This window comes from Paenarthrobacter sp. RAF54_2, assembly GCF_052113945.1.
GTDB lineage: Bacteria > Actinomycetota > Actinomycetes > Actinomycetales > Micrococcaceae > Arthrobacter.
In genome coordinates this window covers 16,651-39,349 of record NZ_JBFRDV010000011.1, presented here as the reverse complement: position 1 = coordinate 39,349, position 22,699 = coordinate 16,651, and the positions used below count along the sequence as shown (strand labels likewise).

Sequence of the window (22,699 nt, the reverse complement as noted above, 5' to 3'; positions counted from 1 at the left end):
GGTTTGGCTCGTACACTGCGCTGGATACTGTGAGCCGGGTTACTAATGTTTCCTACGGGATCTTACCCGCACGGGACTCTACTGCGGGAATACGTCTCAGATTTTGGCGTCACCGGATTGCTGCTTAGCGGCTTTACTCGTCGACGGCGGCAGGACCACCTTCCCGGCGAACAGTCCGGCCTCTGCGGTGCCCGGGCCGGCTACCAATTTCTCGTGCCTTCGCTGCCGCATTTCCTCCCGGGCTGCCGCCGCCTCCATTTTGGTCGGCGCACCTGTGGCTGGCTCGATCGTGGAGAGGACACTCCCGAGTGTGCCCGTTGCCCCCTTCGCCGAAACACCCTTCTGCACCAGTCGCGTGCCAGCCCAAACCGATCCCACAATCAGTGCAAGGCTTACTACTGCCGCCATCACGGATTCCATGCCCATGCGCTCAGGGTACGCCTTGGGATGAGCCCCGGACAGCCCGTAATTACCGGGACCAAGCGTTCCGCAACACCTCCCAATGCCCGGCGTCCATGAGGCTTGCGGGTGTCACCGACACGGATGTGGCCCCGCCCCGAACAGCCTCTTGCAAGGCCGTTCCGAACCTTTCCGCAGAGATCGTGCCGCCATCGGACCACAGCCCGATAGACAACGACATGCGGTCGCCCGCGCGGCGGGTCAGGGCTTCAGCGAGGTCCTTCGTCTGCGGCGAGCGCTCTGCATTGAGTCCTACGTACTCCCAAACGTGGAGCCGGTAGAGCTGCTTGAGCAAGAGGTCGTAGTCATGGCCGCTGTCAGCGCGATCCGCCGACGGTGAATCCCGCGGCGACCGGACGTCCATTTCCAGTCGTACACTATAGGGTTCGACGGCGGCTCCCACCCTCCGCACAATGTCCGCCATGGCTTCGCTCCGCCACGTGTTGATCCGGGCATCTGACTGATCAATGCCACCTTCATGGTTCCGGGGCCAGTCATCTTCACCGGTGGTGGCTTTGAAGTCATCGAAGTCTTCACTGCCAAAGGTGAAATCATCGAACATCAATTCCGTGAGATTCACGGCTGTGGGCCGGTACTTCTTCGCGACGGCGGCAGCCAAGGAAGCCAAGCGGGCGCCTGCCTTGCCGTGCCGCAGGGACGACACACTGGCGAAGGACTTGGATGGCTCTCCAGCGATATTTCGTCCTGCCAGGGAGGGGTCCTCACTCAGCGCACGGTCCAACAGGACATCGATCGTGAGGATCACATCACGTTGCGTGCCGTTTTTCGCCACCCCCAATGCTGAGATCGACTCCCCCACGAAGTCTCTTTTCGTGCTGGAAACCTCATAAGATCTGGCCTCTGCGTGGCCCGACCAGGGAAAAGCCGTCCAGTCTGTGCGGCCTACGGAAATCGACACAGCTGTTGCGTTCACTGTGTCCAATCGCTCCGCCAAGTCAACAAGGTGCGAGCTGTCCTCGTTGACGACGTCCTCAAAGCCAAGATTTACCATGCGGTCCACGGGACGATGCTCCGGTTCTCGTGCGCAGGCGGTGACGCCCGAGAATGCAACAACGAGGATCGAGGCGACCAACGAAGCAGTTAGCCTGGCAACGAACGTCGGAGGTCCAATAGCCTTCATACCCCTGCCTCGTAACGGGGGCTGGCCTCAGCGGCAGTTACGGAGATCACGCCGGTCCGTTGCAACTTGTTCCACACGGCAGGGCTGCCGCGGATCTCCTTGACGATTGCGCTGGCTAAAGCCAGTCCAACGAATACCGAGTACAGGGGCCACAGTGGCAACGTCCACAGAAAACGAAGATCCTTCCATGACCTGTTGAGGCCAATGGAGAAGACGATCAGCGCGAGGGATACAAACAATCCCAACCAACCAAGAATGGCGAGGACTTCAGCGGGTACGGGACCTGAACCAGCAAGGTACAGGAAAGGAAGCACCGCCAAGATGGCTAGTTGCAGCATAGGGATCACCACCATGGTGATGGCGTTGAACAAAAGGAACATGCCAAACAAGCCGTAACGCCTCCGCCCAAGCATCCCGATGTGCATCCGGAGGGTCTGCAGCAAGCCCCGGGACCACCGAACGCGCTGCCGCCACAACCCGCCCATCGTTGACGGCGACTCGGCATAAACCAGCGCTGAGGGCTGGAACCTTACCCGGTAGCCGGCCTTATAGACACGCCAAGTAAGCTCAAGGTCCTCACCGAGCGTGTCCTCGTGAAAACCGCCTACCAGCTGGACTACGTCACGGCGGAAGGCACCTATGTTCCCGGAGACGATTGGCAGGCAATGCAACAAGGACAAGGCTCTGCGGACCAGGCCGGTCCCGACATGGCTTAGAACGGCAAGCATCATCGTTTGAACGCGATTCAGGTTAACCGGCCGGTCGTCGCCGCACACCGCTCCCACCTTGGTGTGATCAAAACCCTCGAGCATGCGCATCAGGGTGTCAGGGGCAAAAATTCCGTCGGCATCGACAAACATCAGGATGTCGCCATTGGCCTTAGCGATGCCATAGTTGAGCGCAGCTCCCTTCCCCGCGTTCGTTTGGGAGAGAAATCGCACCCGATCATATTGATCTGCAAGCCCGGCCATGATGCTGGCGGTGGAATCAGTGGAACCGTCGTCCACCAGAATCACTTCCAGACGAAGATAACGGCTGGCAAGGATCGACTCGACGCAACTGGTGATCACGACGGCCTCGTTGTAGCCGGGCACGATCACCGAGACCAACGGCCGGTCAGTGATGACGGAATAACGATGCTTGGCAGAGTTGGAACGGTAAAGCCGATTGAAATACAAGGCCAGTGGAACATAGACGATTTTGACCACACCGAAACCGAGAATCAGTACGCCTCCAACCTGGACAAACGCCAGGGCAGCATCAAGAGGTGTCACGCAGGCCTTCCGGTCAATCGACCGGCCACATATCGGCCAAGAACGTTCTCCAGGAGTTCGGGGGCGAACGCACTGTTTGCGCCAAACCTCGCGTTAATTTCCAGTACCACCGGACTTCCGTCCTGCAGACGGCGCACGTCCACGTCGATAGGTCCAGTCAATCCGAGCGCGGTCACGGCTGAATCAGCCAATTGAGCCACGTCGGCACTCTCGGCTCCCTCAATCCTCCTGACGGACACGGCGTTACCCACCCGCCCCTCTTTGAGTTCTGTCTTCTCCAACACCACCACAAGATCGTCCTGACCCGGCTCCGGCCTGCTGTGGAGGACCACGGGCGCGTACTCCGTTCCAGGCGCGAATCGTTGCACGATCCAGGAATCGTCCAAGGAGGACCAGACGCGGGCCGCGTTCCGGCCGCCGTCGCCAGTCTTTTCCAGGATCTGAACCCCGCGTCCACCGCGCGAAATCCGTGGCTTGACCACCAGGGACCCCCCTAACCGCGCCATCGCCTCGTTGACAGAGGCGAAATCGCCGGGGAGCCCGAAATCGGGGACAGCGACGCCTGCATTGGCAAGGCACCTCATGGTGAGGAATTTGTCATTCGCGATTCGAACGGGCGCGGGTTCGGCAATGAGGACCTCGACATTAGGAGCGAAGCCTTGCCGGGCTTCGGAAACCAGCACGAGTTCATCGCTGACGGTCGGCACCACGAGCTCGATGCCATGGGCGCCCACGAGTCCCCGCAATTCCCACAGATAGTCGGGAGAACTGGAGGCCGATACCAAGGAGACCATGTCAGCCGCTGAACCGTGGACCGGTTGCATATCAACGCCCAGGACCCAATGTCCCAGTTCCCTCAGCTGACCCGCCAAGGAGGAGCCAGCTGGCCCTCCAACGCCTGTTACGAGTACCCGAACCATCAGAACTCCCCTACGGCAGAGCCAAGTAGTCGAACAGGTTCGAAACCCTCTGCATATGTCGTCTTCACTTGCGAGCCCCTGAACGCTGCGAGGCTGCGGACTCTTTCTGCACTCATATACGGCTTGCCCTTTTGGTTCCGGTGCATGGCAACGGCGTGAATCTTCACGTCCACATACCCCGCGATATCCACGAAGACACTGGGATCGAACTGCCGTGTGGATGAAGGACTCTCGAAGCACAGGATGGAGGAGTGCTGGCGGGCCGCCCGCATAGTCGCACTGTGTACGGCCTGATGGTCCTGGTGGTAGTCGTTACGGGAATGGGTGATCACAACGTCAGGGCGAAAATCGGCCATCACGGCTTCAATCGCTTGGACCATTTCATCCCCATGTTCCGCGAGGCTGGTGTCCGTAAAGTCGTGGACATGGACCTTGGACGCACCCATGAAATCCGAGCCCGATGCGGCTTCGGTGACACGGATGGAGCTGTCTCCTCCCTTTCCCCCCGAGCTCATCACCATGGTTCGGACTTCATGCCCGGCATCGGCCAATTTGGCGAGGGTGGCACCGCAAGCCAATTCCAGGTCATCAGGGTGCGCTCCTATGGCCAGCACCCTTCGAGGCTGAATGGCCACACCATGGTGAATCCTGAAGGCTGGCGCGACAAGAAAGCCCACAATCAACCCGGCTCCTGCGAGCAGGACTACAACCTCAAGCCATGGGCGCTGCGTCGGCCCCATTGCGCATCCCACCAGAGACAGCAGCAACAGGGCGCCCAAACTTGCCATGGCCCATCGGAGGCCATGCGGCGAGCTGAACCTGCGAACGAACCAGTTTTGACCGATCGGGAGCAAAGCCCAAACCGCCGCCAACGCGCCCAGCAAGCCCGCAGCGGCCAACAACGTCGCTTTCATATTTCCCCTAAATTGCACAGATAAATGGGCGACTGCCCTCTCGGGGCACCGCCTCTGAGGTAGTGGCCTGAGCAATAGGTTCGTGACGCTGTATCCAGCAGTGATTCGGGGTCAGTATTTGTGCACAAATTCGCCAGCTGCAAGACCACTTCCACTCAAGGAATATGTCAGGACACCGGCGCCCTTTTTTCGCTTGGACTGGGCTGAAACCTGAAAATGGAGGTCGCTCCGCCGTGCCGAACCTGTAATGCACGTGACGGCTGTCCGCCCCTCCATCGAGCACGACCACCCTTCCGGAGCAATCAATGAACTCTCCTGGATCCGTGCATCCGGCTCCACAGAGAACACGGCTTTGGCCGGTCCCAGGGACTGTGAACCGCCGATCCCAAAGTCCACCTCCATGGCCGTCATGCCGGAACCATGGTCCTTTGGTATCCGCACCGAGGCTGTCACCGCTACAAGTGACGCGGGAAGGGCAGTTGCCGCTGATGAGGCGGGGTCCGGCGAAGGAACAGATTGTTGCGAGGGCGGCTGGGATTCCATGCCGGAAGGTACCGGGGCGGCGACCAAGGGTTCGGCCCCAGCGTTTGAGCCCTCATGCCCGGCGCTTGACGGCGCTGGCTCAACTGCAGCTGGCGACGCCGGCGATGGCAGGCTCGGCATCGGCGTCGCTGTGGGAGTGGGGGCATGAGTCCCTACGAATGACTCCTGATGGGAGGAACTTGTCTCAATGGCCAACTGCTCCATGGGGACATCCGGCGTCAAGCGACCAACGATTCCAACCGCGCCCAGAGCCAGGCCCAATCCTGCTACCGCCACCATGGCCATTACCGCTGGTTGCCCGATAGCCGGGACCACTATCGCTGCCTTGATGGGGACCAGCCCTCCCAGGAAACCCAGTCCGGCACCCTTGGCTGCCAAGGTGGCGAGAGGTACGCCGGTCACCAGCGGAATAAGCACAGCCCTCATGGTTCCCTGAACGTCCTTTAGTTCCGAGAGAGCGCCGGTGCATTTCGAGCAACCATTAAGGTGTTGACGCATCTTGCGTTCAGCAATCCTTGAAAGTCCACCTCGAATGAAGGTACCGAGTTTCGACGCGAATCCAGCGCAGTCGCTGTCCGGTTCTTCCGCCACATGGGCCTGCAGGTATTGCCTCCTCAGGCCTTCCCGTGCCCTAAGCGCCAGTGCTGACACGGCATTCGCGGACAGACCCAGAAGCGGCGCCACCGCCGCTGGCTTCATTCTTTCCACGTCCAGATACCACAGCACGGCCTGCCACCGTTCGGGAAGGGCGCGAAATGCCTTTGCGACCGTATGGGATTCGAAGGCTTTGACTACAGCATCGGGATCCGGCAGCGTACGGTCAAGAATTGCGTCATCGCTACTGGGCAGCGACCTCCCGGCCTTCCGGTTCCGATGATGTGACAGACGGGTGACAGTGGACAGCAGATACGCCCTGAAGAAGGTGTCCGGCCCCCGTCCCGCAACCAGGCTCTGCAATACGGCTTGGAAAGCCTCGGCCACAACATCCTCGGCGTCACTTGGATTGTCCACGTTTCGCCGGGCCACTGTGGACGCGACGGACATGTGGCGTTCGTACAGTTCGTCGAATGCGGACATGTCACCGCCCCGCACCAACCCGATAAGATGACCATCGCTCTCAACTCCCGCGCTGGAAGCGTTGTCAGTACCTGTCCCGGATGCCATTTAAGGCAGCCCCACAACGTATAAAATCGTGCCCATATATACGCAGTGCGCATCAAGCTCAAGTCATGACGCGAATTTGTATAGGCTCTTTACCAAAGAGATCCTTCCACCGCTTTTCGTCATGAATCCTTAGTCGGACGCACTATTCGGATATGACATCGTTCCGGACAAAATCATTCGCCGAATGTACATTTTCCCGACACCTGTTGATGCGCAGATGGCAGACCACCAGTTATCAGAATGGTTGGCGGTTCCCCGCAGACTGGTTCCTGCCCGAGGTCCGCACGGTGGTGACATCGCTGGCAACTCGAGCCAATGTTCCACCTCCTACAGCAAGATCCTTGGGCGCGGCGCGGGCTAGGAACGGCGTTGGAATCAGCGAAACCATGACGGACTTCCGCGCCCTCTTCCTCGCGGCAGACCGGAACATGGATATAGAGGCTCTCCAATCCTTGGCTGAGGGATGGGCAGAGGCCGCCGATTCTGCACCAGCGATTTCGTGCACGGACGTTGAGACGGGCCTGGCCACGCAAGCCCATTTCCAGCGACAAATCCACGAACTCTCCATTTTTGGAACGGCATGTTCCCACCCTTACGCCCTTGCGATCCTGTCACTGCCCCAGCCCCTTGAGAGCCGCAGTCATCGCTGGACCCTGCTGGCGCGGCTCGGAGAAACTGTTCAACGGCAGCTGCACGGGACAGGTGCTACTGCCATGTACAAGAATTCTGCTGTCCACGTGCTGTTACCTCTCTCGGCGAACAACCTTGGGCAACTGATGGAGTGCAGGACTGCCATGGAAAGCCTGGGCGAAGGAGCCCTGCGACCCGCGCGCATGCAGTTCTTCCCGTTGGCAAATGCCTCTTCAGAGCCCGCGCCCCAGGACTACATTCCCGAGGCAATGTGAGTGAAGCCTGTTGGTGCCGTCACGAACAGCGTTGAGCCGCCACTCACCATGCGACGAGACACGCTTCCGCATTCGAAGGACCATCCAACACATGAAGAATCAGCTCCATCTAAAGTCTGCCTCCTTGGTGGCCGCGCTACTGGCTGTTGTGGTGACAGCCTTCGGGCTCGCCTGGTCGGCAGGGCCAGCCAATGCTGCCGTGATCCCGGGTGCGGCGGTCACCATCAGCACGGATTCGGTAGTTACGAACCAATGGGACCAAGTAGACCTGACCTGTCAGTGGTCCGTTCCTGACAACTCGCAACCGGGCGATACCTTCAACCTCCAGCTACCACCAGAGCTTCGATGGTTTGGTGCCGCGTCATTTGATCTTGACAACGCCGACGGCGTAACGGTCGCCAAGGCAGCAGCGAACGATGCCGGACAAGTGGTCTTCACGTTGACCGACTTCGTGGCGGACCATCCCAACAATGTGGGTGGGACGTGCAATTTCAGTACGCAATATGCTGTGCAGCCGGGCACCGGCGAAACGACGGAACTGAACTTCACCGTGGGATCCACAGTGGTACGCGTGCCTGTGGATGTCGATGGTCCATGCACCAAAGACTGCGATCCCGCTCCCCCTACTTCGGCGGGGAAGTCCATGTGGTGGGCCGACGCTCCCCAAACTGAACTTGAATCCATCTTTTACATGCCTCCGATGCCTTCAGAATCAAACGACGTCGTTGTCACCGACACGCCCTCCGCTGGCATGGAAATCGATTGTGACCACATCACTCCACGGGTGGGCAAGGTTGTCAGCAGCTCCGGAAACATCACCGAGCCAATGGACAACGAGCGATACCCCGCAACTGTCGAGTGCACTCCCCAAGAAGCAACGGTGCGATGGACAGGCCTGCCCAAGGGCGAACGGGTGGAGCTGTTCGTCGTCACCAAAGTGACCGACAAGAAGCTGGACGTCTACACCAACAGCGGAATCGTGACTATTGCAGGCGAGGAAACCCCCGTTGGGGCCGAAACCCGGCGGACGCGCGCTGACGGAACAGGCAACGGAACGGCAAGCCCGACACCGACGCCCACGCCGACGCCGAGCCCCACCACCGCAACACCCACACCCACGCCCAGCCCGAGCCCGAGCCCCAGCACCGCAACACCCACACCCACGCCTACAACAACACCCACGCCCAGCCCGAGCCCCACCACCGCAACACCCACCCCTACAACAACACCCACGCCGACGCCGAGCCCCAGCACCGCAACACCCACGCCCAGCCCTAGCATCAGCACCGCAACACCCACGCCCAGCCCTAGCATCAGCACCGCAACACCCAGCCCAAGCGCCAGCACCACAAGCCCGGTACTTGTAGCCACTGACGAGCCCACTCAGCCCGCAGAAGTTGCAGGACCAGAACCCCTGGCTACTACTGGCGCTCAAAGCCCAGCCTTCATCTACGCAGCCGCTGCACTGTTGGCCTTGGGATCGTTGCTCGCTTTCCTGGGCGTCAGGCGATCGGCTCGTCGTCAGCACTAAATAGCAAAAGGCCGAGTCGGATGGCCACGGACATCCCGATAGCCATGCAAGACCGCAAGGACTCATAGGCTCCACTGCGAATGGCGATCTCAAGCAAACGATGGGCCGCGCACACGATGCGCGGCCCATCGTTGCACGCATAGGGTTGCACTCATAGGGTTGCACGCATCCGGACGCATGGTCGGGGTTCCACACTCAATGCTGCACGCTTCCGGGAATGCACCGGTGCGGCGCATAGTTGAGGAGATTGCAAAGCCGCCCAACCGTGGCTCACATCTGACGAGGAGAATCATGAGCTCGCCCACCACTGCAACAGACGCCCAGCTTGCCCGTTGGGAGCGGTTCCGAACGTCTAGGAATGCAGCACTGGCGTCGGACCACGGGTGGCTGACGCTCACGTCGTTTCAGTGGCTCGAGTCGGAGCCGGCAGAAGTCGAGTTTGCCCCGGGCCTGTGGTCAACGGATGGCAGGACTGCAGCCCTCACGGCCACCAGCGAGGACGGCCTGACCCTCGTTGAGACCGGCGAAAGCGTTGATGGAACCGTGACGGCAACCCTGCAGGATGAAGAGTCCCTGATGTGGGTGCAGTACGGCGGCGATGACGGCAAGCAGGTGGTGGTGGAGCTTGCGATGCGCGCGGACAAGTATGCCATCCGGACCAGAGATGCGGGCTCGCCTGTTTTTACGGACTTCACTGGGGTTCCGACCTACGATTACAACCCGGACTGGGTGATTCAGGGTCGGTTCGAACCCTATGACCAGCCGGTGGATGTACCCATCGGAACGGCCAACCCCTTGGTGGACGGCGTTCATCGTTCGGTCGGGGAGGTGGTGTTCCGCGTTCCTGGCGTTGCCCATGAAGTCCGACTCCATGCTGAGGAAGAGAAACTCGGCGCTTTGAACGTGACCTTCCATGATGAAACCAACGGCGACACGACGGACGAGTGGCGGAAGGTATTCATCCCCCGCCCACGCCCTGATGGATCTGTGGTGATCGATTTCAACCGCGCCATCAACTACCCCAGCGCCTTTACCCCTTATGGCACCTGCCCGATGCCGGTCCGCGGAAATTCGATCGACGTCCGCGTTGAGGCTGGCGAAAAGATCCCTCAGGAGTAAAGCGCCGGGAACCCGGACAGCGGCTGGCTAGACGATGGCAGAGACACCCGTTACTGCACGGCCCACGATCAATGAGTTGATCTCGTATGAGCCCTCGTAGGTGAAGATGGCCTCAGCGTCGGCGAAGATCTTGGCAATTTTGTAGTCGGTGACGATACCGTTTCCGCCCAGGATGGACCGTCCCAAGGCCACGCTTTCACGCATGCGTGCACTGCAGTAGGCCTTTGCCAGAGCCACCTGTGACATGTCGGCACCGCCGTGCCGGGCACCTTGTGCGTCGCGGGAAATGCCCTCCTGAAGTTGGGCGATCCGCACCATCATTCCCATGCTGGCCACGGCGTTGCCGAGCATGTCCACCAGGTGCTGTTGGATCAGCTGGAACCGGGCAAGGGGTTTACCGAACTGCAGTCGTTCCACCGCGTACTGCCGCGCAACATCGAAGGCCGCCAACTGCTGGCCGACTGCCTGCCAGGCAACCATGATCCGTGAGCCGCGCAGGAGGTGGTTCGTGTCCGCGAAACTGCTGATTCCTGCGAAACGGTCTGATTCCGTGACGTGGACGTCTTCGAAGAGAATGTCGGCATTCTGGACTGTCCGCAGGGCGATCTTGTTCTCAATCCGGCTCCGGGTGATACCCGGTAGCGAGGCGTCAACGATGAATGCTCGTACAGCGCCATCGCTTTCATCTTTGGCCCACACCAGCATGTAGTCGCAGAACGTCCCGTTGCCGATCCAGCGCTTGGCGCCGTTGATCACCCAGTAATCGCCGCCGTCGGACTCGGCCCTTTCCACACGGCGTGCTGTTGTCTGCATACCGCCCGCGACGTCGGATCCGTGCTCTGGTTCGGTGAGCGCAAAGGCGCCTGTGGTGCGGAGGTTTGAGGCGTCGTCGAGGTATTTGTCCTGCTGGGCGTCGCTGCCAAAGTCGTAAAGCGATTCAACGAAGAGATCGTGGTGGACCATGAAGAATGTCGCGATGGAGGTGTCCACCCGTGTCATCTCGGCAATGACCAACCCGGCGAACAAATGTGTGTAGCCGCGCTGGGCCGGAGCACTGAGCCGGAGGGCCGCGAGCTTGGGCAGGATGTGTTCGGGGAACTCGGCTTTGTCCCACCACTGCCCTGCATAGGGGGCGATCTCAGAGGCAAGGAAGGAGCGGAGCTCGTTGAGCTTTCGCTGTTCCTGGACGCTCAGGAGAGACTCAAAGTCGAAGAAGTCAGCCGTAGGAAGGTCTGCCACAGACGCCGGTATATAGCGCCCCGAAGCCGCGGGAGCCGGCCCGCCGCTGTAGTCCCCCATCATTTCAGGCCCATGCGGATGGCGCCGTCCAACCGGATCGTCTCGCCGTTCAGCATGGCATTCTCGACGATGTGGGCGGCAAGATTGGCATATTCGGGCGCGCGGCCGAGCCGTGCAGGATGGGGTACTTGCTGGCCGAGCGACTCCTGGGCAGCTTGGGGCAATCCGGCCATCATCGGAGTCTCGAAGATGCCGGGGGCAATGGTGGCAACCCGGATCAGGGAGCGGGCGAACTCGCGCGCCAGTGGCAGTGTCATCGCCGCAACAGCACCCTTGGATGCGGCATAGGCTGGCTGGCCGATCTGCCCTTCGAAAGCGGCGACGGACGCCGTATTGATGATGACTCCGCGTTCCGGGCCGCCTAATTCGGTAGTGACCGGCTCATTTTCCACCATGGCCGCAGCTGCGAGACGGATGACGTTGAAAGTTCCAACGAGGTTGATCTGGATGACTTTGTTGAATGCCTCGAGCGGCAGGACGCCATCACGACCCAGGACCTTGCCCGGCGTCGCGATGCCTGCGCAGTTAACTACGATCCGCAGGGTTCCCAGCGAAGCGGCGGCGTCGACGGCGGCCTGGACCTGGGCTTCGTTGGTCACGTCTGCGGGGGCAAAGACAGCCCGTGGAGCTGAATCCCCACCAGCGGAACCCGCGGCATTCGAGCCAGCTCGGTTCGAGCCAGCCGCCGAGCCAATGGCGTTCAACTCTGCCGCGTAATCCTCCCCGGCAGAATTTGGCAGGTCCACCAACACCACCGACGCTCCGCCGTCGAACAAGCGCTTAGCGGTTGCCGCGCCCAAGCCTGACGCCCCGCCGGTGACCAGCGCGACCGTGCCCTTGATGTCCATCCATCCTCCTTGATGCAGAACTCAAATCCGTTAATGCATGTTAACTGGAATTGTGATCCGGCGCACCTTGGGCCCCCGATAGGCTGATTCCATGTCCACCGAAAGCAACCCCGCCAGCCAGCAACCACCCGCAACGGAGGCGGCAATGTGGGCCATTCGGGCAGATGAGGCCGCCCGTTCTGTCACACGCGCCTTCGGCAGACGGCTGCTTTTCCTCCCAGGCACCCACATCGGCGCCATCAGCATCCCCTCCCGGGGCATTCGCAGCCTTCTCGGTCCATGGCACTACTGGTGGCAGGCGCACTACGTCGACTGCTTGGTGGACACGGGTCGGCGGGAACTGGCCGCCAAGAGAAAGTTCGACGGCGACTCCCGCCCGAGCGCGGGACGGCTCGCTTCCCGGCTGGTCACCACCATGCGGTTCAGAAACTTCTTCCGGTACGTCAACGATTACTACGACGACATGGCCTGGCTGGCATTGTCCACGCTCCGGCTGGAAAAGCTGGCCGAGGAGACGCGAAAGCCCGGACGTCGCCGGAATGCATACATCCGCCGGAAGTTGACGCTTCAATTCGACTCAGCCTCCACGGACGACCTGGGTGGCGGAACATTCTGGAGTACCAAGAGGGACTTCAAGAACACCCCGGCAACGGCCCCTGTGGCCCTCTACTTCGCACGAACCGATCACCGTGAGAGGGCTCAAGCCCTGGTGAATTGGCTGAACGGTAAGCTCCTTCACCCCGATCGAGGCCTTTATCTCGACGGATTACGGCTGCGCAAGGGGCAAGTAATCCTCGAAGATGCGATCTACACCTACAACCAAGGGCCAATCCTTGGGGCACTCCTGGAACTGGGCGGAGTGGAGAACCTGGACCGCGCCGCCCATCTGGTCGAAGCCGTTGCGAGGGAGCTCACGGTGCCCGGCACGCAAGTAATTCACGGTGATGGAACCGGGGATGGGGGCCTCTTTACCGGCATCCTGATCCGTTACCTTGCACTCGCCGCGAGGGATCAGCGTCTCCCGGAAACCACGCGCAAGGCAGCCAGAGGCCTTGTATTCAGCACAGCCGGGGCCTTCTGGGATGGCCGCTGGGAGTCCACCAATGATCCCAAGTATCCGGGTCCCACCTTCTCCCCCAACCCCCTGCGCCCGGCGAGTGAGACGTATCCGGCGGGGACCGCCGTCGAGCTTTCCACCCAACTGCAGGCCTGGATGACGCTGGAGGCGGCAGCCACATTGGCGAGCTAGCAATTACGGCACGCAATAGTTCCGTAATTGTTGTGATCCTTGTCACATAAGCCCTTCAGGCTTTGGAAGCATAGGTTTGCCTAACCTACGCTTTTCTCAGCGGGTTCCCCCAAACCTTCCCGCTCACACGGAACAAGCCCAAAGCTTGGCACTCTGTGTCTTTGTTCGCAGAAAGAAGCCCTTATGAAGCTCTCCAAAAACGCGCTGGCGGGCATCGCCCTGCTCGCATCCGCCGCCCTTGGCCTCACCGCCTGTGGGTCCAATGCCGGCGCCCCTGCCGCCTCGGGTTCACCGTCGGATGCGGCCGCTTCGGGCGATGGCATCACGGTGTACAACGCGCAGCATGAGAGCCTGACCCAGGAATGGGTGGACGCCTTCACCAAGGAAACCGGCATCAAGGTCACCATGAGGCAGGGCTCGGATACCGAACTTTCCAACCAGATCGTCCAGGAAGGTGCTGCTTCTCCGGCAGACGTATTCCTGACGGAGAACTCCCCCGCAATGGCGCAGGTTGAGAATGCAGGACTGTTTGCGGACGTGGACAAGGCCACGCTGGATCAGGTCCCCGCTGAATTCCGTCCTTCCACGGGCAAGTGGACCGGCATCGCAGCCCGCTCCACCGTCCTGGTGTACGACAAGAACAAGATCAGCGAAGACAAGCTGCCCAAGTCGATGCTGGACCTGGCGAACCCGGAGTGGAAGGGCAAGTGGGCCGCTTCACCCTCCGGCGCTGACTTCCAGGCGATCGTCGCAGCGCTGCTCGAACTCAAGGGCGAAGCCGCCACGGAAGAGTGGCTCAAGGGCATGAAGGAAAACTTCAAAGCCTACAAGGGCAACAGCACGGCAATGAAGGCCGTCAACGCCGGTGAAGTGGACGCCGCCCTGATCTACCACTATTACTACTATGGCGACCAGGCCAAGACCGGCGAGAACTCCAAGAACGTCACGCCGTACTTCTTCAAGAACCAGGATCCTGGCGCGTTCCTCTCGGTCTCCGGCGGCGGTGTCCTGAAGTCGTCCAAAAAGGCCGCAGATGCCCAGGCATTCTTGAAGTTCATCACTGGCAAGACGGGCCAGGAAGTCCTGAAGAACGGTACGTCGTTCGAGTACGCCATTGCCTCGCAGGTGGACGCCAATGACAAGCTTGTCCCCATCAAGGAGCTGCAGGCACCCACCGTTGACCCGGCAAAGCTGAACTCCACAAAGGTCACCGATCTGATGACCAAGGCAGGACTCCTGTAATTCTGTGAGCACTGAACTATCGGCTCCCGACATTCCACAGTCGGCAGGGAGCACGACGACGGCGGGCAAGGGCAAACGTCCTCGCCCGCCATTCGGCGTTTCCACGGTGTCGTTGCTGGCGGTGTTGATCGCGCTGTTTTCCCTGATGCCCTTGGGCTACGTCATCTTCATGACGGCAGCGACAGGCTGGGACACCGCCGTCGAACTCATTGTTCGCCCCCGCGTAGGCGAGCTGCTGTTGAACACCATCATGTTGATGGTCCTGACAGTGCCGTTGTGCCTCATTCTTGGGGTGGGTGGCGCTTGGCTGGTTGAGCGCACCAGGCTACGCGGGAGCCGCTGGTGGGCAGTTGCACTGGCGGCACCGCTTGCCATTCCCGCCTTCGTCAACAGCTACGCATGGGTATCGGCCGTCCCTTCAATGGAAGGCATCTGGTCCGGCGTGCTGATCGCCACCCTCTCCTATTTCCCTTTGGTTTACATTCCCGCCGCCGCCACGCTGGGGCGCTTGGATCCGGCGATCGAACAATCCGCCGCGTCGCTCGGCTTGGGTTCCTGGGCCGTGTTCTTCCGAGTGGTGCTCCCCCAGCTTCGTATCGCAATGACCGGAGGTGCGTTGCTGGTCGCCCTGCACCTCCTTGCGGAGTACGGCGCTTTCGCAATGATCCGCTTTGATACCTTCACGACGGCGATCATGGTCCAGTTCCAGTCGACGTTCAACGGTGCCGCTGGAAACATGCTGGCCAGCGTCCTGGTCTTCCTCTGCCTGCTTCTGCTCGTTGCCGAAGTGAAGAGCAGAGGCACGGCCCGCTATGCCCGGATCGGCTCAGGTGCCCAGGCCAAAGCAACTCGGGCGCCCCTGGGCGGATACCAAGCCCCGGCGCAGCTCGCTTTGCTCGCGCTGACTGCGCTGGCGTTTGGGCTTCCTCTCTGGTTCGTCCTGCGCTGGCTTTTTGCCGGAGGTGCTGAGGTATGGGCCGCCGACGAATTCATGCCCGCGCTGCTGCAGACCCTCGTGTACGGCGCTGCCGGTGCCGCCGTAACCACAATCGTGGCTTTTCCCATGGCCTACTTGGCGGTTCGGCATCCCAGCTGGTTCAGCAAGATGCTCGAACTGTCCAACTACGTCACCAGCTCCCTGCCCGGAATCGTGGTGGGCCTCGCCTTCGTCACCGTCAGCATCCGCGCAGTTCCCGGCATCTACCAAAGTGCCAGCGTGCTGGTGGCCGCCTATGTTCTCCTCTTCCTTCCCCGGGCGCTGGTCAACATCCGCTCCGGACTGGCCCAGGCCCCCAAAGAGCTCGATGAAGCCGCTCAATCCCTTGGCAAAGCTCCGCTGGTGTCCTTCTTCAGGGTGACCTTGCGGCTCACCGCACCGGCGGCGGCAGGCGGGGCTGCGCTTGTCTTCCTGGCCATCGTCAACGAACTCACGGCCACGCTTCTTCTCTCGCCCAATGGAACCCGCACCCTGGCAACAGAGTTCTGGAGCAAGAGCAGCGAGATCGACTACACAGGCGCCGCACCCTATGCGCTGCTGATGATCGTGCTTTCCGCCCCGATGACCTACCTTCTTTTCCAACAGTCCAAGAAAGTGGCCGGACAGTGACCGAACAATCTCCACCCAGGCTCCCGTCACCCCGCGTGGCGCCGTCCATTGTGCCCACCACCAACACGCACTTGGACATCTCTGAGGTCACAAAGAATTTTGGTTCCCAGGCTGTGCTGAAGGGAGTCAATCTTTCCGTGGCCAAGGGCGGAACCACGGCCATTGTTGGTCCTTCCGGCTCGGGCAAAACTACACTGCTTCGCTTGATCGCAGGCTTCGAGCACCCAGACACCGGGACGATCTCCCTGAACGGCTCAACGGTTGCGGGCAATGGAGTGTGGTTCCCTGCGCACAAACGGCAGGTGGGATACGTCGCCCAGGATGGAGCGCTTTTCCCGCACCTGACCGTGGGACAGAACGTCGCTTTTGGGCTGGATTCCGGAAAGCTCGACGGCGGCCGCCGGGCCGTTGCTTCCCGCGTCCAGGAACTGCTCGAAATGGTGTCGTTGGACGGCTCCATGGCGAAGCGGCGTCCGCACCAGTTGTCAGGCGGGCAGCAACAGCGCGTTGCCCTGGCACGTGCCCTGGCCCGCGAACCGGAGCTCATGCTGCTGGATGAGCCGTTCTCAGCGCTAGACGCCGGGCTTCGCGTAGCTACTCGGCGAGCGGTGGCCAAGGTGCTCAATGCGGCAGGCGTGACAACCATCCTCGTAACGCACGACCAAGCCGAAGCCCTTTCCTTTGCCGACCAAGTAGCCATCATGCGCGGCGGAAAGCTGGCACAGATCGGCAACCCGTTTGTGGTCTACACACGCCCAGCCGACCGCGCCACAGCAGAGTTCCTCGGCGACGCCGTGATCCTGGATGCCTGGATGGAAGGGTCCCTGGCCACGTGTTCCCTGGGCGGGATTCCCGTCCGCCGGCCACCAGCACAGGGCAAGGTGCAGCTCATGCTCCGCCCGGAGCAGATCCGCATCGCACCGGACGGCCCGATCCGCGGCGTGGTTGTGGACACGGACTACTTCGGCCCTGAAACGACCGTCCGAATAAGGCTCGGCGCTTACACCGCGGCGGACGGCGTCCTGTCCGGAAATGGCCACCGCTACCCCGGCGGAGGGGAAATCATCACCATCCGGCACTGGAACGCGTCCATCACGAAGCCCGGCACCGAACTCTGCCTTCGCGTCGTGGGCGAAGGCGTGGCGTTCGCGCCCGAGGCCTGAGTTATCCGCGCTGGGAAGCCTGCCTGGGCTCCGAGGCCGGACGCTTCTTCTGCGGGTATGGCGCCTCGTGCCGGGCAAGCATCTCCACGAAACCAGCGATCTTCCGCTCCCTCGTGTCTGCCCTTTTGACGAGGTTGGTCCGGTGTATGAGGGCGAAGCGGTTCTGGGAGGTCAGGACATCGAACATGGCCTGCGCCTCCGGAACAGCGGCGATGGCAGCTGCGAGATCATCGGGAACCACTGAATCCGCAGGACCGGCGTAGGCAGCTTCCCAACGCCCATCGGCTTTGGCGGCGTCGACGGCGGCCCATCCCGCTGCGGTCATCTTGCCTTCCTGGTCCAAGCGGGCGATGTGCCCGACGTTTCGTGCTGACCAGATGCTCCGGCGCCCCCGGGGTGTCATGCGCTGGAAGAAGCTGTCGGCGTCGCGGCTTTTTGATTGGCCGTCGATCCAGCCGAAGCACAGCGCCTCGTCCAGCGCGGCGTCGTAATCCAGCTCCGTGACGTTCCCACCCTTTTTATGCAGGACCAGCCACACACCCGGGCTGTCGGCAGCGTGCGCCTCAAGCCACGCACGCCATTCGGCCGCGTCCTTGACGATCAATTCTTCGAGCTCGATGGGCATGGATTCATTCTGCGGCAAACCCGACCGCATAGTGTGGAGGTCAGAAGCCGGAGTGCCAGCGAAGCCAGCCCAGGAGGACCCATGTTGCGAGCCCGCCCCATCCACTACACATCGCACTTTGAGCAGTGGACCACGCTGCTGCAGGCGCTGGGTTTGGTGAAGACGGTGGACGACGGCGACTGGCAGGAGTTCGACGCCGGCTCGGGTCGCCTCGCGATGGGTCGGCTGGAGCACGGCCACCCACTGGATGGTTACACGATCTTCAGTGTCGAGGTAGGGAATTTGGAGGAGTTCGCACGCCGTACTGAGGAAGAGGGCAGTCAAGCAGAGCTCCATCAGGCCTCCTACGGGCCCACGGTGCGTATCTCGGCCGATGACGGTTTCGAGTTCTTTGCTTTCCCCGCGCGACGGGCAGCAGATGGCAGCTGGGCCACATCCAGTGATGCCGACCCAGCACTCACGGTGGCAGGGACGTGGGTGAGCCCTTTGGTGGCGTTCTCCGGAAATGTTTTGCGCAACATCGGCGCCCGGCCCCGCACCTCGGATGATGAATCGGCGACCTTCACCACCAAGAACGGCGGCATACTGCGCATCATCCACGGTGCGGACGCCACCAACGGGGACCTCGCGTTTGAGTACGACGGCGATTTGGAACCACTGCTGGAGCGCCTTAAGGCTGCGGCCATCGAGGCCAGGATCACCGAAGACGTCCTGTACGTCGCCAACCCGGATGCTGTGAGTGGCGCGGCGCCGGCTTCGATTGTCGTGGAGAAGTCACCAGTCCCGGCCGCGTAATACAGCCGAGAGCGTAACCCCGCAGCCACGGCGCCGCTGCCACCAAACTTCGGCTGGGGATGCGGTAGAACTTAACCATGAGCGTACGTACACCCGACCCGTATCCAGGCTGGCTTTCCGACGAAGACCTGTTCGAAGCCCGCGGCCGCCTTCCCATGGTCTACGTGGAGGCAGTCCCCGTTCGCCTGGATCCGCTCGGGTACGTCAATGAAGTCGGCTCCCTCCTGCAGGGCGACGCCGACGGCAACATGGTGCGCTACCTCGTCTCCGGCCGCGTGCTTTACCGTGAAACCATCCGGGCAGCCCTGCTGCGGCACATGGAAAAGGACCTTGGCCCCCTCGCATTCCCGCAACTGCCCATCAGCCCGGTTCCCTTCACCGTGGCCGAATACTTCCCCGCCCCGTCCCAGACAGGCTTCACCGACGACCGTCAACACGCGGTGTCGTTGGTCTTCATCATCCCCGTCACCGGCGAATGCGAACCGCGCCAGGACGCGCTGGAACTCACGTGGATGACGCCGCAGGAAGTCCTGAGTGACGACGTTCAACAGGAGTTCGAGGGTGGCCGCGGGAACCTCGTGCGCCAAGCTTTGGCCTTCTCCGGCATCGTCTTATAGTCCGTCATCGTCCTTTAGTTCGGCAGCGTCCTTTAGCGGGTCCCGCGTCCTGCGGCGGCTGGAGTTTGTAGACTGGACGGCGGACCGCAAGAGAACCAAAGGACTTCCGATGACTCACAGCCCAGCCTCACAGCAATACCGCGAAAAGCAGGCTGGGGACCTGCAACCCGGAGACTTTGTGTTCCTGCCCGGAGACGGGCCTGCCGAGGAAATCGGCAGCATAGAGGTTCAAAACGATGATTATGGTGTTGCCGCGCTGTTGCTGGTGACAACGGTCGACGGCGGGACGGTGCGGATCGCTGTTGGCTCCAGTGTGCCAGTGGGTGACGGAGCTTCCGCCGGCTCGGCCGCGCCCGAAGCCGCCGTCCGCCTGCCTGAATCCGAAGCCGACGCGGAGTCCAGCACCTCGCTGGAAGGCGACTCTGACGCAGCAGCGGGTTCCGCCGTCGTCGTTCCCCCACGCCCGGAAACGCCTCCTGCGGTTACCACGCCCGTCCCCGAAGAGCTCGCGCTGATCCCCGAGCCGGACGGGACGCCAGAAGCCGTGGTGCGGGCCGCCGTCGCCAATCACAAGGGCAAGAACGGCGTTCAGGTGCTCGCCGAAAGGCTTGCGAAGGGCATCAACACCAAATCCGGCAGCTGCCTCCGGGATCTCAGTAACCTGGCGTTCGATCTTTGCATCGTGCTGCGCGATCCGGACAACGCCCTGGCTGTGGCGGATCTCCTGAACGTGCTTCCCTTTGACGGCAACCCCGACCGCTGGGCGTCGATCGAACGCGCCCTGGCACTCTCGAGCTTCATCTGCCGGGAGGGCGGGCAAACCGAACGCGCGGCCGTCTACGAGAAATTGCTGCGGGCCCATGAGTCTGAGGAAACAGACCCTTTCAAGGCCCGAATCGCCGCGAAGGTCCGCCAACGCGCCCTGAACGAACCGAATTTGTACGACAAGGAAATCTTCCGCGCGATCGATAACGGCAATCATGAAGCCGAGCGCGAATGGCGGTTCCTCCGTCTGGAGTCCCTGTTGTTCCTGCGGGCCCACGGTGGATCCGAGACACTCGGAGAAGAGGAGCTGGGCCGACGCATCGGCGTCGAACTGGACGCTGTGCGGGCCTGAAAGAGCAGTGCCCTGACCAACCCGCCTAGTCCCGGCACTTGTAAACTTCAAGACCTGTATTACGGACGCGAACGGCGGTAGATTCGGGGCCATGACGAACAATCTGAGCGTTGTGATTAATGCCGACGCGCAGCAGGTTTGGACAATGCTGCGCGAACCCTCCCTGGTGGCTCAATGGCACGGATGGGAAGCCGATGACCTCGCCGATGAAATCAAACAGATCTACTTCCACCCGGATGTTGTGGAAAATGCGGATCACACCAAACTGACTGTCCACGCCGGGGATGAGTTTGAGCTCCACCCTGTTTCCGGCGGCACTGAAGTCAAAGTCACCCGCGCCGCGCTGGACCATGACTCCGAGTGGGCGGAATGGGACGAGGACATCACGCAGGGCTGGCTGACCTTCCTGCAACAACTCCGTTTCGCCCTCGAGAGACACCCTCATGCTCAGCGGCGCACCCACTTCGTGTCCCTTCCGGGAAGTGGTGGCCTCGCCATCGAAAAGCTGGGGCTTGGCGACCTCCCGCCGGTCGGCGACGAGTATTCGCTCACACTTTCCACCGGTGAGGAGATTTCCGGCAAGGTCTGGTTCAAGAGCCGTCACCAGGTGGGCCTCACAGTGCACAGCTACGCAGAGCACGGCGACGGGTTGCTGATCGTTGCAGAGCAGCTGCCGATCCCCGAGAAAAGGCCCGACGGCGGTTCCATGGTGATTGCCTCCACCTACGATTTGGGGGCCCACACTTTGGCGGACATCAGGTCCTCCTGGGATAACTGGAAGGCTGAGAACTACAACTCCTGAGGACGGGTTCCGCAGGTTACCCGGGGTAAAGCTGGCACACTTGGTAGCGTGCCAGCTTCCGCTTTCCTGCCCTCGTCTCCTCCGTCCACTGCCTTGCCGGGCCCTTCTTCACGGCAAACCGAGTTCTCGTTTTCGGTGGGCCAGCGCCTGACCGAAACGTCTTCGCCGTCGGACGCCTTGATCAATGCCAATGGCGGCACATTCCTGGGCCGGACCGGAACCATCACCACGCCGCACGGAACAATCCAGACGCCCGCGTTCATCGCCGTCGGGACCAAAGCAACAGTCAAGGCCGTGCTGCCCGAGTCCATTGCCGGGCTCGGCGCGCAGGCAGTACTGGCCAACGCCTACCATCTGTACCTGCAGCCGGGCCCTGAGATCCTCGATGCCGCCGGCGGCCTGGGCGCCTTCATGAATTGGTCCGGGCCGACGTTTACCGATTCCGGCGGATTCCAGGTGATGAGCCTGGGATCGGGGTTCAAGAAGGTCATCGACATGAAGAATGTGGACACCTCCGGCCCCGATGACGCGGTGGCACCCGGCAAGGAACGGCTGGCACACATTGATGACGACGGCGTGTGGTTCAAGTCGCACCTTAACGGGGATCGGCACCGCTTCTCCCCTGAGATCTCCATGCAGGTCCAGCATCAGATCGGCGCTGACATCATGTTCGCGTTCGACGAGCTGACCACGTTGCAGAACTCCCGGGCCTACCAGGAGGAGTCGCTGGAACGGACACGGCTCTGGGCCCTGAGGTGCTTGGAAGAGCATGCCCATTTGACTGTTTCCCGGGTGGGAAAGCCGTACCAGGCACTGTTTGGTGTGATCCAGGGTGCACAATACGAGGACCTCCGGCGAAAGGCCTGCCGGGACCTCGGGGCCATGCCTTTTGACGGGTACGGGATCGGCGGTGCCCTGGAAAAGGAGAACCTGGGCACGATTGTGCGCTGGTGCAACGAGGAACTCCCCGAGGACAAGCCACGGCACCTGCTGGGCATTTCCGAGCCGGACGATATCTTCACGGCAATCGAGAACGGCGCGGACACCTTCGACTGCGTCTCGCCCACCCGCGTGGCCCGGAACTCAGCGTTCTATACCCCGTCTGGTCGGTTCAACCTCTCCGGGGCCCGCTATAAGGCCGATTTCGGACCACTGCAGGACGGCTGTGACTGCTACACGTGCGGAAACTACTCGCGCGCGTACATCCACCATCTGTACAAGGCCAAGGAAATGGTCTCGGCCACTCTGATCTCCATTCACAACGAGCGCTTCGTGGTGAAGATGGTGGACGATGCGCGGTTGGCCATCGAGTCCGGGGACTTCTTCGAGTTCAAGGCGGAGACGCTGGGCCGGTACTACTCGTAGC

The 22,699-nt window shown here is 61.5% G+C and carries 21 protein-coding genes; 12 read left to right on the top strand and 9 right to left on the bottom strand.

Annotated elements, in window-relative coordinates; genetic code table 11:
- Nucleotides 1-96: 96 nt before the first annotated feature.
- The 6 genes from AB4Y87_RS12625 to AB4Y87_RS12600 form a co-directional block, all read right to left on the bottom strand.
- Nucleotides 97-426 (bottom strand): hypothetical protein, encoded by a 330-nt coding sequence (locus AB4Y87_RS12625; RefSeq protein ID WP_442004687.1) that lies wholly within the window; start codon nt 424-426, stop codon nt 97-99.
- Between the two features lie 43 nt (nt 427-469).
- The gene (locus AB4Y87_RS12620) at nt 470-1,600 is read right to left on the bottom strand and encodes a hypothetical protein (RefSeq protein WP_442004686.1); all 1,131 of its coding nucleotides are present in this window, start codon (nt 1,598-1,600) and stop codon (nt 470-472) included.
- Complete coding sequence (locus AB4Y87_RS12615) at nt 1,597-2,874, bottom strand: glycosyltransferase (protein ID WP_442004685.1); 1,278 nt, start codon at nt 2,872-2,874, stop codon at nt 1,597-1,599. The genes AB4Y87_RS12620 and AB4Y87_RS12615 overlap by 4 nt, the downstream gene beginning before the upstream one ends.
- Nucleotides 2,871-3,794 carry an ATP-grasp domain-containing protein gene (locus AB4Y87_RS12610; protein WP_442004684.1) on the bottom strand — a complete coding sequence of 308 codons (924 nt, stop codon included), beginning with the start codon at nt 3,792-3,794 and terminating at the stop codon, nt 2,871-2,873. Before AB4Y87_RS12610 ends, AB4Y87_RS12615 begins: the two co-directional genes overlap by 4 nt.
- Nucleotides 3,794-4,708 carry a PIG-L deacetylase family protein gene (locus AB4Y87_RS12605; protein WP_442004683.1) on the bottom strand — a complete coding sequence of 305 codons (915 nt, stop codon included), beginning with the start codon at nt 4,706-4,708 and terminating at the stop codon, nt 3,794-3,796. Before AB4Y87_RS12605 ends, AB4Y87_RS12610 begins: the two co-directional genes overlap by 1 nt.
- A 111-nt stretch (nt 4,709-4,819) precedes the next feature.
- On the bottom strand, nt 4,820-6,415 hold the full coding sequence (locus tag AB4Y87_RS12600) for a sigma-70 family RNA polymerase sigma factor (protein WP_442004682.1): 1,596 nt from the start codon (nt 6,413-6,415) through the stop codon (nt 4,820-4,822).
- A gap of 209 nt (nt 6,416-6,624) precedes the next feature.
- Between AB4Y87_RS12600 and AB4Y87_RS12595 the strand changes: the two genes are divergently transcribed.
- The 3 genes from AB4Y87_RS12595 (at nt 6,625) to AB4Y87_RS12585 (ending at nt 9,970) form a co-directional block, all read left to right on the top strand.
- The gene (locus tag AB4Y87_RS12595) at nt 6,625-7,320 is read left to right on the top strand and encodes a hypothetical protein (protein ID WP_442004681.1); all 696 of its coding nucleotides are present in this window, start codon (nt 6,625-6,627) and stop codon (nt 7,318-7,320) included.
- Between the two features lie 91 nt (nt 7,321-7,411).
- The gene (locus tag AB4Y87_RS12590; protein WP_442004680.1) at nt 7,412-8,851 is read left to right on the top strand and encodes an Ig-like domain-containing protein; all 1,440 of its coding nucleotides are present in this window, start codon (nt 7,412-7,414) and stop codon (nt 8,849-8,851) included.
- Between the two features lie 291 nt (nt 8,852-9,142).
- Nucleotides 9,143-9,970, top strand: a complete 828-nt coding sequence (locus AB4Y87_RS12585) for a DUF1684 domain-containing protein (protein WP_442004679.1) — start codon at nt 9,143-9,145, stop codon at nt 9,968-9,970.
- A 27-nt stretch (nt 9,971-9,997) separates the two neighbouring features.
- On the opposite strand, the gene AB4Y87_RS12580 is transcribed toward AB4Y87_RS12585, so the two are convergent.
- Together AB4Y87_RS12580 and AB4Y87_RS12575 are read right to left on the bottom strand one after the other, a co-directional pair.
- Nucleotides 9,998-11,269, bottom strand: a complete 1,272-nt coding sequence (locus AB4Y87_RS12580) for an acyl-CoA dehydrogenase family protein (RefSeq protein ID WP_442004793.1) — start codon at nt 11,267-11,269, stop codon at nt 9,998-10,000.
- Nucleotides 11,269-12,117, bottom strand: coding sequence for an SDR family NAD(P)-dependent oxidoreductase (locus AB4Y87_RS12575; protein WP_442004678.1), 849 nt, complete (start codon nt 12,115-12,117; stop codon nt 11,269-11,271). The genes AB4Y87_RS12580 and AB4Y87_RS12575 overlap by 1 nt, the downstream gene beginning before the upstream one ends.
- Before the next feature lie 91 nt (nt 12,118-12,208).
- On the opposite strand from AB4Y87_RS12575, the gene AB4Y87_RS12570 reads away from it, so the two are divergent.
- The 4 genes from AB4Y87_RS12570 to AB4Y87_RS12555 all read left to right on the top strand — a co-directional run bounded on the left by AB4Y87_RS12570 (nt 12,209) and on the right by AB4Y87_RS12555 (nt 17,377).
- Nucleotides 12,209-13,366 (top strand): glycoside hydrolase family 76 protein, encoded by a 1,158-nt coding sequence (locus AB4Y87_RS12570; protein WP_442004677.1) that lies wholly within the window; start codon nt 12,209-12,211, stop codon nt 13,364-13,366.
- Between the two features lie 183 nt (nt 13,367-13,549).
- Nucleotides 13,550-14,608, top strand: coding sequence for an iron ABC transporter substrate-binding protein (locus tag AB4Y87_RS12565; RefSeq protein WP_442004676.1), 1,059 nt, complete (start codon nt 13,550-13,552; stop codon nt 14,606-14,608).
- Nucleotides 14,609-14,612: 4 nt separating this feature from the next.
- The gene (locus AB4Y87_RS12560; protein WP_442004675.1) at nt 14,613-16,214 is read left to right on the top strand and encodes an ABC transporter permease; all 1,602 of its coding nucleotides are present in this window, start codon (nt 14,613-14,615) and stop codon (nt 16,212-16,214) included.
- A complete protein-coding gene (locus AB4Y87_RS12555) occupies nt 16,211-17,377 on the top strand; it encodes an ABC transporter ATP-binding protein (protein ID WP_442004674.1) in 1,167 nt (388 codons plus the stop codon). The genes AB4Y87_RS12560 and AB4Y87_RS12555 overlap by 4 nt, the downstream gene beginning before the upstream one ends.
- A gap of 1 nt (nt 17,378) precedes the next feature.
- Here AB4Y87_RS12555 and AB4Y87_RS12550 read toward each other — a convergent pair whose 3' ends face one another.
- Nucleotides 17,379-18,002, bottom strand: a complete 624-nt coding sequence (locus tag AB4Y87_RS12550; RefSeq protein WP_442004673.1) for a YdeI/OmpD-associated family protein — start codon at nt 18,000-18,002, stop codon at nt 17,379-17,381.
- Nucleotides 18,003-18,083: 81 nt separating this feature from the next.
- On the opposite strand from AB4Y87_RS12550, the gene AB4Y87_RS12545 reads away from it, so the two are divergent.
- The 5 genes from AB4Y87_RS12545 to tgt all read left to right on the top strand — a co-directional run bounded on the left by AB4Y87_RS12545 (nt 18,084) and on the right by tgt (nt 22,698).
- Nucleotides 18,084-18,797: a hypothetical protein gene (locus AB4Y87_RS12545; RefSeq protein WP_442004672.1), complete on the top strand. Its 714-nt coding sequence runs from the start codon at nt 18,084-18,086 to the stop codon at nt 18,795-18,797.
- 77 nt (nt 18,798-18,874) lie between these two features.
- Complete coding sequence (locus tag AB4Y87_RS12540; protein WP_223935793.1) at nt 18,875-19,414, top strand: NUDIX hydrolase family protein; 540 nt, start codon at nt 18,875-18,877, stop codon at nt 19,412-19,414.
- Between the two features lie 109 nt (nt 19,415-19,523).
- Nucleotides 19,524-20,531: a DUF6707 family protein gene (locus AB4Y87_RS12535; protein ID WP_442004671.1), complete on the top strand. Its 1,008-nt coding sequence runs from the start codon at nt 19,524-19,526 to the stop codon at nt 20,529-20,531.
- 91 nt (nt 20,532-20,622) lie between these two features.
- Complete coding sequence (locus AB4Y87_RS12530) at nt 20,623-21,333, top strand: SRPBCC family protein (protein ID WP_442004670.1); 711 nt, start codon at nt 20,623-20,625, stop codon at nt 21,331-21,333.
- Nucleotides 21,334-21,381: 48 nt separating this feature from the next.
- Nucleotides 21,382-22,698: a tRNA guanosine(34) transglycosylase Tgt gene (gene tgt, locus AB4Y87_RS12525; RefSeq protein WP_442004669.1), complete on the top strand. Its 1,317-nt coding sequence runs from the start codon at nt 21,382-21,384 to the stop codon at nt 22,696-22,698.
- The last annotated feature ends 1 nt before the right edge of the window (nt 22,699 follow it).

Bases quoted from the DNA above. Each gene is read 5' to 3' on its own strand.
- AB4Y87_RS12590 (WP_442004680.1), top strand. From the start codon at position 7,412: ATGAAGAATCAGCTCCATCTAAAGTCTGCCTCCTTGGTGGCCGCGCTA.
- AB4Y87_RS12550 (WP_442004673.1), bottom strand. From the start codon at position 18,002: ATGCCCATCGAGCTCGAAGAATTGATCGTCAAGGACGCGGCCGAATGG.
- AB4Y87_RS12540 (WP_223935793.1), top strand. From the start codon at position 18,875: ATGAGCGTACGTACACCCGACCCGTATCCAGGCTGGCTTTCCGACGAA.
- AB4Y87_RS12595 (WP_442004681.1), top strand. From the start codon at position 6,625: ATGCGCAGATGGCAGACCACCAGTTATCAGAATGGTTGGCGGTTCCCC.
- AB4Y87_RS12530 (WP_442004670.1), top strand. From the start codon at position 20,623: ATGACGAACAATCTGAGCGTTGTGATTAATGCCGACGCGCAGCAGGTT.
- AB4Y87_RS12620 (WP_442004686.1), bottom strand. From the start codon at position 1,600: ATGAAGGCTATTGGACCTCCGACGTTCGTTGCCAGGCTAACTGCTTCG.
- AB4Y87_RS12565 (WP_442004676.1), top strand. From the start codon at position 13,550: ATGAAGCTCTCCAAAAACGCGCTGGCGGGCATCGCCCTGCTCGCATCC.
- AB4Y87_RS12610 (WP_442004684.1), bottom strand. From the start codon at position 3,794: ATGGTTCGGGTACTCGTAACAGGCGTTGGAGGGCCAGCTGGCTCCTCC.
- AB4Y87_RS12535 (WP_442004671.1), top strand. From the start codon at position 19,524: ATGACTCACAGCCCAGCCTCACAGCAATACCGCGAAAAGCAGGCTGGG.
- AB4Y87_RS12580 (WP_442004793.1), bottom strand. From the start codon at position 11,269: ATGGGGGACTACAGCGGCGGGCCGGCTCCCGCGGCTTCGGGGCGCTAT.
- AB4Y87_RS12570 (WP_442004677.1), top strand. From the start codon at position 12,209: ATGTCCACCGAAAGCAACCCCGCCAGCCAGCAACCACCCGCAACGGAG.
- AB4Y87_RS12600 (WP_442004682.1), bottom strand. From the start codon at position 6,415: ATGGCATCCGGGACAGGTACTGACAACGCTTCCAGCGCGGGAGTTGAG.
- AB4Y87_RS12545 (WP_442004672.1), top strand. From the start codon at position 18,084: ATGTTGCGAGCCCGCCCCATCCACTACACATCGCACTTTGAGCAGTGG.
- AB4Y87_RS12605 (WP_442004683.1), bottom strand. From the start codon at position 4,708: ATGAAAGCGACGTTGTTGGCCGCTGCGGGCTTGCTGGGCGCGTTGGCG.
- AB4Y87_RS12585 (WP_442004679.1), top strand. From the start codon at position 9,143: ATGAGCTCGCCCACCACTGCAACAGACGCCCAGCTTGCCCGTTGGGAG.
- AB4Y87_RS12575 (WP_442004678.1), bottom strand. From the start codon at position 12,117: ATGGACATCAAGGGCACGGTCGCGCTGGTCACCGGCGGGGCGTCAGGC.
- AB4Y87_RS12625 (WP_442004687.1), bottom strand. From the start codon at position 426: ATGGGCATGGAATCCGTGATGGCGGCAGTAGTAAGCCTTGCACTGATT.